This window comes from Mycoplana dimorpha, from assembly GCF_003046475.1.
In the GTDB taxonomy this organism is placed as follows: Bacteria; Pseudomonadota; Alphaproteobacteria; order Rhizobiales; family Rhizobiaceae; genus Mycoplana; species Mycoplana dimorpha.
The window spans coordinates 219,870-233,658 of sequence record NZ_PZZZ01000005.1 but is presented as its reverse complement, the minus strand read 5'-3'; the positions used below and the strand labels follow the sequence as shown (position 1 = coordinate 233,658).

The following is a 13,789-nucleotide window of genomic DNA, read 5'->3' as shown; positions in this document are numbered from 1 at the left end:
CTTCGGATGCCTCCGTGTCTCCCTCACCACTCGGCGACGCTGCCGTCCGCATGCCGCCAGACCGGGTTGCGCCAATGATGGCCTTCCTTGGCGCGCTCGATCACATAGGCCTCGTCCACCTCGATGCCGAGGCCGGGCCCCTGCGGGATCGAGACGAAGCCGTCGGCATAGTGGAACACCTCTTTGTTGGAGATGTAGTCCAGGATGTCGTTGCCCTGGTTGTAGTGGATGCCGAGGCTCTGTTCCTGGATGAACGCGTTGTAGGAGACGGCGTCGACCTGCAGGCAGGCGGCGAGCGCGATCGGCCCGAGCGGGCAATGCGGCGCCAGAGCCACGTCGTAGGCCTCGGCCATCGCGGCGATCTTGCGGCACTCGGTGATCCCGCCGGCATGGGAAAGGTCCGGCTGGATGATGTCGACATAGCCGTCCGAAAGCACCGACTTGAAGTCCCAGCGCGAATAGAGGCGCTCGCCGAGCGCGATCGGCGTCGAGCAGTGGTTGGCGATCTCCTTCAGCGTCTCCCTATTTTCGGAGAGCACCGGCTCCTCGATGAACATCAGCTTGTAGGGCTCGAGTTCCTTCGCCAGCACCTTGGCCATCGGCTTGTGGACGCGGCCGTGGAAATCGACGCCGATGCCGATATGCGGCCCGATCGCCTCGCGGATGGTGGCGATCGTCTCGACCGCCTTCTCCACCTTGTCCCAGGTGTCGACGATCTGCATCTCCTCACAGCCGTTGAGCTTGATCGCCTTGAAGCCGCGGGCGACCACCTCGCGCGCGTTGTTGGCGACGTCGGAGGGGCGGTCGCCGCCGATCCAGGAATAGACCTTGATGCGGTCGCGGCACTGGCCGCCGAGCAGCGCGTGGACCGGCTGGCCATAGGCCTTGCCCTTGATGTCCCACAGCGCCTGGTCGATGCCGGCAAGTGCCGACATGTGCACGGCGCCGCCGCGATAGAAGCCGCCGCGATACATCACCTGCCAGTGATCCTCGATCAGCATCGGGTCCTTGCCGACCAGATAGTCGGCAAGCTCGTGCACGGCCGCCTCGACCGTCAGCGCCCGCCCCTCCACGACCGGCTCGCCCCAGCCGGTGACGCCCGCGTCGGTCTCGATCTTCAGAAACAGCCAGCGCGGCGGGACGATATAGGTGGTGAGCTTGGTGATCTTCATGGTGGTGATGTCCGTTCGAACGAGGATTTGAGTGGTCGGGGCCCTGGCCGTTTTTTCAACCAGTTTCGGCCAGCTCGGCGCGCAGCCGTATCGCCGGCGCCGCGTCGCGTGTGGCGAGGTCGCGGGCGGCAAGGTCGAGCATGCGGTGCGAGCAGGCGCGGGCGGCCGCCCTGTCGCGCAGGCGCAGCGCCTCGACCAGCTGGCGATGCACTTCGAGCGCCTCGTCCCGGCGATCGACGACCTCGTTGGAGCGATGCAGCGAGTAGATCAGCGCCGCATGGATGATGGCGGAGAGCTGACGGAACACCAGGTTGTGGCTGGCCTTCAGCAGGATTTCGTGGAACTGCACGTCGGCGCGGGTGAAGGCCTCGGTGTCGCCATCGGCATCGGCGTCACGCATCCGCATCCAGGCGCCTTCCAGATCGGCGATTTCCTGTACCGTGGCGCGCTCGGCGGCGAATTCGGCGGCAACCGGCTCGACGGTGCGGCGGGTCTCGAGGATGCAGCCGAGAAGGTCGAGGTCCTCGATGCGCGGCCCCATCCATTCGAGGACCTGCGGGTCGAGAATGTTCCAGTCCGCCTCAGCGCAGACCACCGTGCCCACGCGCGGCCGGCTGCTGACGAGCCCCTTGGCGGCGAGCACCTTCAGCGTTTCGCGGATCACCGTGCGGCTGACGCCATAAAGCCCGCAAAGATCATTTTCCCTGGGCAGGGCGGTGCCCGCCGGATAGCGCTCCGAGCAGATGTCTAGGCCGATCGCCGCGATCACCGACTTCTGCACGCGCGGGCGCCTCGGCTGCGCCACCTCCGCCGCCGCGATTGCGACCTCCGTCATGCTGCAGACCTCCGCTCTTCGCTGCCGTGTCGTACTAACCCATTCATCATACCTTGACAACAATATGTATGATGAATGCGCACCGAGTACCCCGGCCGCCTGTGACCGTGCCGCGCTGCCGATCGAGGAGCCCCACGAGTTGCTGCACCAAGGCGGTCATCCGCAGGCCGGCTGCGACAGGAAATTCCACGCCGGTGCGTCAAAAGTTGACATTCCTTTCGTGACGCGGGCGGGGATATGCGCTAGGGAACCCCCAGACAATGGCTGGTGCAGCGGCTTGTCCGTCCCCATATGCCATGATTGACCGGATGTGAGGACTTTGCAGATGCCAGCTTATCGTTCCCGAACCACCACCCACGGCCGCAACATGGCCGGCGCCCGCGGCCTGTGGCGCGCCACCGGCATGAAGGACGGGGATTTCGGCAAGCCGATCATCGCGGTGGTGAATTCGTTCACCCAGTTCGTGCCTGGCCACGTGCACCTGAAGGACCTCGGCCAGCTGGTTGCCCGCGAGATCGAGGCGGCCGGCGGCGTCGCCAAGGAATTCAACACGATCGCCGTCGACGACGGCATCGCCATGGGCCATGACGGCATGCTCTATTCGCTGCCGTCGCGCGAAATCATCGCCGACAGCGTCGAGTACATGGTCAACGCCCATTGCGCCGACGCCATGGTCTGCATCTCCAACTGCGACAAGATCACCCCGGGCATGCTGAACGCGGCGATGCGGCTGAACATCCCGGCCGTGTTCGTTTCCGGCGGGCCGATGGAGGCCGGCAAGGTCGTGCTGCACGGCAAGACCCAGGCGCTCGACCTCGTCGACGCCATGGTTGCCGCCGCCGACGACAGCATCTCCGACGAGGACGTCAAGACCATCGAGCGCTCCGCCTGCCCGACCTGCGGCTCGTGCTCGGGCATGTTCACCGCCAACTCGATGAACTGTCTGACCGAGGCGCTCGGCCTGTCGCTGCCCGGCAACGGCTCGACGCTCGCCACCCACGGCGACCGCAAGCGCCTGTTCGTCGAGGCCGGCCACCTGATCGTCGATCTCGCCCGCCGCTATTACGAACAGGACGACGAGACCGTGCTGCCGCGCAACGTCGCCAACAAAAAGGCCTTCGAGAACGCCATGTCGCTCGACATCGCCATGGGCGGCTCGACCAACACCGTGCTGCACATTCTGGCGGCGGCTTACGAGGGCGGCATCGAATTCACGCTCGACGACATCGACCGGCTGTCGCGCAAGGTGCCGTGCCTGTCGAAGGTCGCCCCGGCCAAGGCCGACGTGCACATGGAAGACGTCCACCGCGCCGGCGGCATCATGCGCATCCTGGGCGAACTCGACCGCGGCGGCCTGATCCACCGCGATACCCCGACCGTGCATGCCGCCACGCTCGGCGACGCCATCGACCGCTGGGACATTTCCCGCACGAACAGCGAGACGGTTCGCACCTTCTTCCGGGCGGCCCCGGGCGGCATCCCGACCCAGGTGGCGTTCAGCCAGGAAGCCCGCTGGGACGAACTCGATACCGACGGCGAAAACGGCGTCATCCGCTCGGTCGAGCACCCGTTCTCCAAAGACGGCGGGCTGGCGGTGCTGAAGGGCAACATCGCGCTCGACGGCTGCATCGTGAAGACGGCCGGCGTCGATGAATCGATCCTGAAGTTCACCGGCCCGGCGGTCGTCTTCGAAAGCCAGGACGCGGCGGTCAAGGGCATCCTCGGCGGCGAGGTCAAGGCCGGCGATGTCGTCGTCATCCGCTACGAGGGCCCGAAGGGCGGCCCCGGCATGCAGGAGATGCTCTATCCGACGAGCTACCTGAAGTCGAAGGGCCTCGGCAAGGCCTGCGCGCTGGTCACCGACGGCCGCTTCTCCGGCGGCACCTCGGGCCTTTCGATCGGCCACGCCTCGCCGGAAGCCGCACAGGGCGGCGCGATCGGCCTGGTGCGCCAGGGCGACATCATCGAGATCGACATTCCGAACCGCACCATCAACCTGGCGGTCCCGGAGGCCGAACTCGCCACCCGCCGCGCAGAGCAGGACAAGCTCGGCTGGAAGCCGGCGCAGCCGCGCAAGCGCAACGTCACGACGGCGCTGAAGGCCTATGCTGCCTTTGCCAGCTCCGCCGATCTCGGCGCGGTGCGCATCCTGCCCGAATAAGGGCTGTTGCGAATTCAGAGCTGATCGAGAGGGCCGCCTGAGCGGCCCTTTTTTGCATTTGCGCCGCGGCTTCCAGATGAGTATCGGATCCGCGAGCTCTTTCCTCATCCACATTTGCGCAGGCGACTGGTATTTTTACGAGGCCGTTGTCGGAAAGCCGCCGCATGCTGCGTCTATAGTCAGGCTCGGGGCGGTGAGGCCGGCGCTGGATGAAGCGCAGCCGCCCACGCCTTTGCGTCGAATGTCCCGTTGAGGAGGATGGCGAACATGAGACCGGACCACGAAATCGTCTCCCGTGAAGCCTGGCTGAAGGCGCGCACGGCGCTCCTGGCGCTTGAGAAGGAGGAGACCCGCCTGCGCGACAAGGTGCGGGCCGAACGCCTCGCCCTGCCCTGGGTCAAGGTCGACAAGGCATACACGTTCGACACGCCGGACGGGAAGAAGACGCTGGCCGACCTCTTCGAGGGCCGCAGCCAGCTGATGGTCTATCATTTCATGTTCGGCCCGGACTGGCAGGCCGGCTGCCCCGGCTGCTCGTTCGTCGCCGACCACATCGATGGCATGCTGCCGCACCTCAACCATCACGACGTCACTTTCGTCTGCGTGTCGCGCGCGCCCCTCGACAGAATCGAGGCCTACAAGAAGCGCATGGGGTGGCACTTCCCCTGGGTGTCCTCATATGGCAGCGATTTCAACTTCGACTATCACGTCTCCTTCACCAGGGAGGAGCTGGCGCGCGGCACGGTCGACTACAACTATCGCGAGACGCCGTCGGAACAGGCCCACGACGAACTGCCGGGCATGAGCGCCTTCTTCAAGGATGAGGCGGGAACCGTCTATCATACCTATTCCGGATATGCCCGCGGCGGCGAGGAGATCCTCGGCACGCTGATGGTGCTCGACCGCGCGCCGAAGGGCCGCAACGAGACCGGAACGCTGAGCTTCGTCAAACGGCACGATGAATATGAGGACGCGCCGAAGCCCTGAGGCTTGGACCGGCGCGGCCTGACGACCGCGGACGTCGAGCGTTGCCGCCCGCAGGGTTGAGCGCGCGGCGCCCCTATTGCTCGCATCTGAGAAAAACAGGATCGGAGGAACCATGTCCCAGAACCAAGGAAAATTCGTCTGGTACGAGCTGATGACCAGCGACATTGCCGCTGCCGAGCGGTTCTACAAGTCCGTCGTCGGCTGGACCGCCAAGGATGCCGGCATGCCGGACATGACATACACGATCTTCTCGATGGGCGAGAAGATGGTCGCAGGCCTGATGACCACGCCGGAGGAGGCGTCGGGCATGCCGCCGGCCTGGATCGGCTACATCTATGCCGACGACGTCGACGCGACCGCCAGGGACGTCGCGACGAAGGGCGGCAGGGTCTATCGCCAGCCCGACGACATCCCCGGCATCGGCCGTTTTGCCGTGGTGGCGGACCCGCATGGTGCGGCCTTCTGCCTGTTCAACTCCAGCGGCGAGGGCCAGCCGGATGGCGACCAGATGGCGCCCGGCCGGATCGGCTGGCACGAGCTGATGGCGGGCGATCTCGACAGCGCCTGGAGCTTCTATTCCTCCCTCTTCGGCTGGGAAAAGGATCAGGCCCTCGACATGGGCGAAATGGGCATCTACCAGCTCTTCAAGATCGACGGCCAGACGTGCGGCGGAATGATGACCAAGCCGAAGGACATGCCCGCACCGCCATACTGGGCCTATTACTTCAACGTCGAGGGCATCGACGCGGCCGTCGAGCGCGTCAACGCCGGCGGCGGCAAGGTCGTCATGGGACCGATGGAGGTGCCCGGCGGCGCGTGGATCATCAATGGCGTTGATCCGCAGGGCGCCCATTTCGCGCTGGTCGCGCCGAAGCGCTGACAAACCCGTGCACTGCCTGCTTCTGTGCCCGGACATCTCCCGCAGCGATTGCAGTACATCGTCGCGGGAGATGGCCGATGGCGCAACGCCATCCCCGGCCGATCTGCCGTTTCATCGAACCGCAGCGACGCCGCCGTTTTCGGGGCCGTCCCGATTAGGCACAGGGAGAATTGCCCCAAACGCCCGGGTTTCCAATATCGGCACGGTTTTCGATCGAATTTTAGCGGTTGCTGAAACCGTAGAATAATTTCTGCGCGCTATCGTCGGGCCAACATTATGACGATGGGGCATTCCAAAGATGAAAACGACGACGGAACAGCTTTCCCGTCTGGCGCGGGACCGGCGCGGCAACTTCGCCGCGATGACGGCAATCTTGCTGCCGGTGCTTCTCGGCGCCGGCGGCATCTCGATCGATGTCACCAAGATGATCATGACGAAGACGCGGCTGCAGGACGCCGCCGATTCGGCAGCACTCGCCGCAGCCTCCGCCCTCGCCAACAAGGGCTATACGGTCGAGAAGGCCAAGCTGCTGGCGATCCAGTTCCTGGCGGCCCAGATGCGCGAAGGCAGCGATCTCGGCGACGAGGTGGCAAAGGCCAAGGATGAGGAGATTACCTCCGGCACCAGCATCGACATCCGGGAGGTCGCCACCGTCGGCACCGGCAAGACGTTCGTCATCAACATGACGGCACGCTACAGCATGGACCTGAACCCGCTGACGCGTCTTCTCGTCAACGACAAGGCGACGCTGACGGCCAGCACCTCGGCGGAGAGCGCGACGGAATCGAAGAACGCCCTTTCGATGTTCCTGGTGGTCGACCGCTCGGGTTCGATGTCGTTCAGAACCGACGAGATCGCCAGCAAGACCGAGGCCTGCCAGAACTACACCGAAGACAATTGGGGCCAGTATCCGAACCTCAAGAGCACAAAACCGTGCTACACGAAGAAGATCGGCGCGCTGAAACTCGCCGTCGCCAGCCTGGCCACGCAGTTGAACACGGCCGACCCCAAGAAGGAACTCGTTCGCACCGCCGCCGTCTCCTACAATGACAATATGCAGACCGAAACCCAGTTCGCCTGGGGTTCCGACGGTGCGCTGGCCTATGTCAATGCCCTGCCCTCGATCCCGACCGGCGGCACGGATTCGCACGCTGCGTTCGCCAAGGCCTTCGACAAGCTCGTCCCGTCCGACAGCAACAAGGAGACGGAGATTCCGGCTCACCGGCAGAAAAACGGCCAGGTGCCGACGAAATACATCGTGTTCATGACCGATGGCGACAACACCGCCTACAACGGCAGCTCGTCGAGCTCGAACGGCAAGAAGTCCGACACCGAGACCAGACAATATTGCGACAAGGCGCGGGCCGCCAAGGTTGAAGTCTACACGGTGGCCTTCATGGCGCCAGCGCGTGGCCAGAGCCTGCTGAAATATTGCGCTACGACGGAAGCCAACTATTTCGAGGCCGACGACATGGGGCAGCTGGTTTCCGCGTTCAAGGCGATCGGCGAGCGGGCCACGGCGGTGATCGCCCGCCTCACGCACTGATGCAAGTCGTCCCGGAGGCCGGCGGTTTCGGGACGGCCACAGCATACCCCGACCGATAAGCTTGCGCCGCGCAACGTTCGCGGCCGACGACCGGACAGGACCCGCCGCGCCTCAGGCCGGCGGGTCCTCGCGTTTTTGGGCCGGCCGGCTTTCTGGCGGCGCCGTATTGCATGCGTTCCGGATAGATGCAAAATTGTGGCAAGGGCTGGATTGCGATGGTTGCCGACTGAAGTGAAGGGGGTCGTTACCGCCCATGATGAACAGGGTCACCGCCAGCGAGATCCCCACCCCCGCGCTGCGCTCCACGGAGCCGACGCAGCTTGCAACCGAACTTGTGGAACGCCTGAAATACCGCATCGGCAAGGACCCGAAGGTGGCCAAGCCGCACGACTGGCTGACCGCGGCCATTCTCGTGGCGCGCGACCGCATCACCGACAAGTGGATGGATTCGACGCGGCGCACCTATGCGATCGGCGCCAAGCGCGTCTATTACCTGTCGCTGGAATTCCTGATCGGGCGGCTGATGCGCGACGCCATGACGAATATCGGCCTGATGGACGAGATGCGCGAGGCGCTCGCCTCGCTGGGCGTCGATATCGACGTGATTGCCGAGCTCGAGCCGGATGCCGCACTCGGCAATGGCGGTCTCGGCCGGCTGGCCGCCTGCTTCATCGAATCGATGGCGACCACCGACGTGCCGGCCTACGGCTACGGCATCCGCTACGTCCATGGCCTGTTCCGCCAGGAACTGGCCGATGGCTGGCAGGTCGAACTGCCGGAAACCTGGCTCGCCCACGGCAATCCCTGGGAGTTCGAACGGCGCGAGAGCTCCTATGAGATCGGCTTCGGCGGCGCGGTCGAGACGGTCGACCTCGGCGGCGGGCGGCAGCGCTTCATCTGGAAGCCGGCCGAACGCGTCATCGCCACCGCCTTCGACACGCCGGTGGTCGGCTGGCGGGCCAGGCGGGTCAACACCCTGCGTCTCTGGTCGGCCTATCCGATCGATCCGATCCTGCTCGCCGCCTTCAATGCCGGCGACCATATCGGCGCGCTGCGCGAGAGCAACAAGGCCGAAAGCCTCACCCGCGTCCTCTATCCGGCCGATGCGACGGCCGCCGGCCAGGAGCTGCGGCTGCGTCAGGAGTTCTTCTTCTCCTCCGCCTCGCTGCAGGATATCCTGCGCCGCCATCTGCAGCAGTATCCGGATTTCACCTCGCTGCCGGACGCCGTCGCCATACAGCTGAACGATACCCACCCAGCCGTTTCCGTCGCCGAGCTGGTGCGCCTTCTGACCGACGTGCACGGCATCGACTTCGACGCCGCCTGGGACCTCGCCCGCAAGACCTTCGCCTACACCAACCACACGCTCCTGCCGGAGGCGCTGGAAAGCTGGGCGGTGCCGCTGTTCGAGCGGCTCCTGCCGCGCCACATGCAAATCGTCTACGCCATCAACGCCAAGATCCTGCTCGAGGCCCGCAACGACCACGGCTATGACGACCAGAAGATCCGCAACATCTCGCTGATCGAGGAAAGCGGCGAGCGTCGGGTGCGCATGGGCAATCTCGCCTTTGTCGGTTCGCATTCGGTCAACGGCGTCTCGGCCCTGCACACCGAACTGATGAAGGAGACGGTGTTTGCCGATCTTCACCGCCTCTACCCGCAGCGCATCAACAACAAGACCAACGGGATCACCCCGCGCCGCTGGTTGATGCAGTGCAATCCCGAGCTCTTCAATCTGATCTGCGAATCGATCGGCGTCTCCTTCGAGGAAGATGCCGAGCGGCTGAAGCAACTGGATGTCTTCGCCGGCGACGCCGCATTCCAGGAGCGCTTTGCCGCGATCAAGCGGCAGAACAAGATCAAGCTCGCCCAGCTCGTCCAGGCCCGGGTCGGCATACGCATCGACCCCGAGGCGATGTTCGACATCCAGATCAAGCGCATCCACGAATACAAGCGCCAGCTTCTCAACATCATCGAGGCGGTTGCGCTCTACGACCAGATCCGCTCCCGTCCGGAGCTGGACTGGGTGCCGCGCGTCAAGCTGTTCGCCGGCAAGGCGGCGCCGAGCTATCACAACGCCAAGCTGATCATCAAGCTCGCTAACGACGTCGGCCGGGTGATCAACAACGATCCGGCCGTGCGCGGGCTCCTGAAGGTGGTGTTCGTGCCGAACTACAACGTCTCGCTGGCCGAGATGATGGTCCCGGCCGCCGACCTTTCCGAGCAGATTTCCACCGCCGGCATGGAGGCCTCCGGCACCGGCAACATGAAGTTCGCCCTGAACGGCGCGCTGACCATCGGCACGCTTGACGGCGCCAATGTCGAGATGCGCGACCATGTCGGTGCCGACAACATCGTCATCTTCGGCATGACCGCGGCCGAGGTGGCGCGGGTGCGCGCCGAGGGCCACAGCCCGCGTGCCGTCATCGAAAACTCGCCCGAACTTGCCCAGGCGCTGCTCGCCATCTCGTCAGGCGTCTTCTCCCCCGACGACCGCAGTCGCTATGCCGGCCTGATCGAGGGCCTCTACGATCACGACTGGTTCATGGTCGCGGCCGATTTCGACGCCTATGCGAAGGCGCAGCGGGAGGTCGACAGGCTCTGGAAGGACAAGTCGCGCTGGGAGACCAAGACCATCCTGAACACCGCCCGCATGGGCTGGTTTTCTTCCGACCGGACGATCCGTCAGTACGCAACCGAGATCTGGGGCGCTTGATGGCGAGAGGGGGCCCGCTGGAAAAACAATCGACGGGCCTGGCCAAGGCCGATATCGACGCCATCATGGGAAGCCGCCATGCGGACCCTTTTTCGGTGCTCGGCGTCCACCAGGCGGGCGACGGCTTCGTCGCCCGCTGCTTCATTCCGGGCGCAGACACAGTCACAGCCGAAACGCTTGCCGGCAAGCCGATCGGCGAACTGGCGCTGATCCATCCCGCCGGCATCTTCGAGGGCGCGGTCGCCATCCGCATGCGGCAGCCGATCCGCTACCGAGCCAGCAACGCCGACGGGGCGTGGATCGTGGTCGATCCCTACTCCTTCGGCCCGGTGCTCGGGCCGATGGACGACTACTACATTCGCGAGGGCTCGCATCTTCGGCTGTTCGACCGGATGGGCGCTCATCCGCTGACGCTCGAAGGGGTCGACGGCTTCCACTTCGCCGTCTGGGCCCCGAACGCGCGGCGCGTTTCGGTGGTCGGCGACTTCAACGAATGGGACGGTCGCCGCCACCTCATGCGGCTGCGCCGCGACACCGGCATCTGGGAGATCTTCCTGCCTGGCGTCGAGGCGGGCCAGGCCTACAAGTACGAGATCGTCGGCAAGAACGGCGAGCTTTTGCCGCTGAAGGCGGACCCGTTCGCGCGACGCTCCGAACTGCGCCCGCGCACCGCCTCGATGACGACCGGCGAGATCGAGCAGGCCTGGGAAGACGACGCCCATCGGGCCTTCTGGTCCGACGCCGATCCGCGCCGCCAGCCGATCTCCATCTACGAAGTGCATGCCGGCTCCTGGCAGCGGCGCGACAATGGCGAGATGCTGTCCTGGGACGAGCTTGCCGATCGGCTGATCCCCTATTGCGTCGACATGGGTTTCACCCACATCGAGTTCCTGCCGATCTCGGAGTACCCGTACGACCCGTCGTGGGGCTACCAGACGACCGGGCTTTACGCGCCGACGGCCCGCTTCGGCGAGCCGGAGGGTTTTTCCCGCTTCGTCAACGGTGCCCACAAGGTCGGCCTCGGCGTCATCCTCGACTGGGTGCCGGCGCATTTTCCGACCGACGAGCACGGCCTTCGCTGGTTCGACGGCACGGCCCTCTACGAGCATGCCGACCCCCGCAAGGGCTTCCATCCGGACTGGAACACGGCGATCTACAATTTCGGCCGCCAGGAAGTTCTCGCCTATCTCATCAACAATGCGCTCTACTGGGCGGAGAAGTTCCATATCGATGGCTTGCGCGTCGATGCGGTCGCCTCGATGCTCTACCTCGACTATTCGCGCAAGCACGGCGAGTGGCTGCCGAACGAGTACGGCGGCAACGAGAACCTCGAGGCGGTCCGCTTCCTGCAGGCGATGAACGCCAGCGTCTACGGCGCCCACCGGGGCGTTTTGACGATCGCCGAGGAATCCACCTCCTGGCCGAAGGTTTCCCATCCCGTGCACGAGGGCGGCCTGGGCTTCGGCTTCAAGTGGAACATGGGCTTCATGCACGACACGCTCGCCTATCTGAAGCGCGAGGCCGTGCACCGCAAGTTCCATCACAACGACATCACCTTCGGCCTGCTCTACGCCTTTACCGAGAACTTCGTCCTGCCGCTCTCCCATGACGAGGTCGTGCACGGCAAGGGCTCGCTGATCGCCAAGATGGCCGGCGACGACTGGCAGAAGTTCGCGACGCTGCGGGCCTACTACGGCTTCATGTGGGGCTATCCGGGCAAGAAGCTCTTGTTCATGGGCCAGGAATTCGCCCAGTGGCGGGAGTGGGACGAGAACCGGGCGCTCGACTGGAACCTGCTGGAGTATCCGCTGCACGAGGGCATGCGCCGGCTGGTGCGCGACCTCAACGGCACCTACCGCTCCAAGCCGGCGCTGCACGGGCGCGACTGCGAGCCCGAGGGTTTCGAATGGCTGATCGCCGACGACCGGGACAATTCGGTCTTCGCCTGGCTGCGCAAGGCGCCGGGCGAGAAGCTGATCGCCGTCGTCACCAGTTTCACGCCGGTCTACCGCGAGAACTATCGCGTGAAACTGCCGGTCGAGGGACGATGGAGGGAGATCCTGAACACCGACGCCGAAATCTACGGCGGGTCGGGCAAGGGAAATGGCGGCGCCGTCGAAGCGGTAAGGGACGACAAGGGGAACGTCTCTGCTGCGATCACGCTGCCGCCGCTGGCGACCCTGATGCTGGAACAGGATGCTTAGCTTTCGGGAGGACACCATGGATCAGAAACGGACTCATCCCCTCGCGCGCGACGCGATGGCCTATGTGCTGGCGGGTGGACGGGGCAGCCGCCTGAAGGAACTGACCGACCGCCGCGCCAAGCCGGCGGTCTATTTCGGCGGCAAGGCCCGCATCATCGATTTCGCCCTGTCCAACGCGCTTAATTCAGGCATCCGTCGCATCGGCGTCGCCACCCAGTACAAGGCCCATTCGCTGATCCGCCACCTGCAGCGCGGCTGGAACTTCTTCCGCCCCGAGCGCAACGAGAGCTTCGATATCCTGCCCGCCAGCCAGCGCGTCTCCGAGACCCAGTGGTACGACGGCACCGCCGACGCCGTCTACCAGAACATCGACATCATCGAGGACTACGGCGTCGAATACATGGTCATCCTGGCCGGCGACCACGTCTACAAGATGGACTACGAGCTGATGCTGCAGCAGCACGTCGACTCCGGCGCGGAGGTGACCGTCGGCTGCCTCGAGGTGCCGCGCATGGAGGCGACCGGCTTCGGGGTGATGCATGTCGACGACAAGGACCAGATCGTCGACTTCGTCGAAAAGCCCGCCGACCCGCCCGGCATCCCGGGCAATCCGGACATGGCGCTCGCCTCGATGGGCATCTACGTCTTTCACACGAAATTCCTGATGGAACTGCTGCGACGCGACGCCGCCGAGCCCGATTCCACCCGCGACTTCGGCAAGGACATCATCCCCTACGTGGTCGAGCACGGCAAGGCGGTCGCCCACCGCTTCAATGCCTCCTGCGTGCGCTCCGACTTCGAGCGCCAGGCCTATTGGCGCGACGTCGGCACGGTGGACGCCTACTGGCAGGCCAATATCGACCTGACCGACGTCACGCCCGAACTCGACATCTATGACAGCACCTGGCCGATCTGGACCTTCGCCGAGATCTCGCCGCCGGCGAAATTCGTCCACGACGACGAGAACCGCCGCGGCTCGGCAATTTCCTCGCTGGTGTCCGGCAACTGCATCATTTCCGGCTCGGCGCTGCACCGCAGCCTGCTCTTCACCGGCGTGCGCGCCAATTCCTATTCGCGGCTGGAGGGTGCCGTCGTACTGCCGGACGTGACGATCGGACGGCACGCGCAGTTGCGCAACGTCGTCATCGACCGCGGCGTGATCATCCCGGAGGGCCTGATCGTCGGCGAGGACCCGGACCTCGACGCGAGCCGCTTTCGTCGCTCGGAGAACGGAATATGCCTGATCACCCAGGCAATGATCGACAGACTCGAACTCTAGCCAGGATCT

At 65.0% G+C, this 13,789-nt stretch carries 9 protein-coding genes; 7 read left to right on the top strand and 2 right to left on the bottom strand.

All coding sequences use genetic code 11. From position 1 onward, the window contains the following. Positions 1–23 precede the first annotated feature (23 nt). Positions 24–1,172 carry a galactonate dehydratase gene (gene dgoD / locus C7449_RS13990; RefSeq protein WP_108003424.1) on the bottom strand — a complete coding sequence of 383 codons (1,149 nt, stop codon included), beginning with the start codon at positions 1,170–1,172 and terminating at the stop codon, positions 24–26. 55 nt (positions 1,173–1,227) lie between these two features. After that, positions 1,228–2,007: a FadR/GntR family transcriptional regulator gene (locus tag C7449_RS13985; protein WP_108003423.1), complete on the bottom strand. Its 780-nt coding sequence runs from the start codon at positions 2,005–2,007 to the stop codon at positions 1,228–1,230. A 325-nt stretch (positions 2,008–2,332) separates the two neighbouring features. On the opposite strand from C7449_RS13985, the gene ilvD reads away from it, so the two are divergent. The 7 genes from ilvD to glgC all read left to right on the top strand — a co-directional run bounded on the left by ilvD (position 2,333) and on the right by glgC (position 13,780). Continuing rightward, positions 2,333–4,168, top strand: coding sequence for a dihydroxy-acid dehydratase (gene ilvD / locus C7449_RS13980; RefSeq protein ID WP_108003422.1), 1,836 nt, complete (start codon positions 2,333–2,335; stop codon positions 4,166–4,168). Positions 4,169–4,435: 267 nt separating this feature from the next. Then, complete coding sequence (locus C7449_RS13975) at positions 4,436–5,155, top strand: DUF899 domain-containing protein (RefSeq protein ID WP_210204737.1); 720 nt, start codon at positions 4,436–4,438, stop codon at positions 5,153–5,155. Between the two features lie 112 nt (positions 5,156–5,267). Then, entirely contained in the window at positions 5,268–6,035 is a 768-nt protein-coding gene (locus C7449_RS13970; RefSeq protein ID WP_108003420.1) for a VOC family protein, read from the top strand. A 298-nt stretch (positions 6,036–6,333) separates the two neighbouring features. Then, positions 6,334–7,581 (top strand): vWA domain-containing protein, encoded by a 1,248-nt coding sequence (locus tag C7449_RS13965; protein WP_108003419.1) that lies wholly within the window; start codon positions 6,334–6,336, stop codon positions 7,579–7,581. A gap of 256 nt (positions 7,582–7,837) precedes the next feature. Then, the gene (locus C7449_RS13960; protein WP_170115901.1) at positions 7,838–10,297 is read left to right on the top strand and encodes a glycogen/starch/alpha-glucan phosphorylase; all 2,460 of its coding nucleotides are present in this window, start codon (positions 7,838–7,840) and stop codon (positions 10,295–10,297) included. Continuing rightward, positions 10,297–12,501, top strand: a complete 2,205-nt coding sequence (gene glgB, locus C7449_RS13955) for a 1,4-alpha-glucan branching protein GlgB (RefSeq protein WP_108003417.1) — start codon at positions 10,297–10,299, stop codon at positions 12,499–12,501. The genes C7449_RS13960 and glgB overlap by 1 nt, the downstream gene beginning before the upstream one ends. Before the next feature lie 16 nt (positions 12,502–12,517). Further along, positions 12,518–13,780: a glucose-1-phosphate adenylyltransferase gene (gene glgC / locus C7449_RS13950; RefSeq protein ID WP_108003416.1), complete on the top strand. Its 1,263-nt coding sequence runs from the start codon at positions 12,518–12,520 to the stop codon at positions 13,778–13,780. Positions 13,781–13,789: the final 9 nt, after the last annotated feature.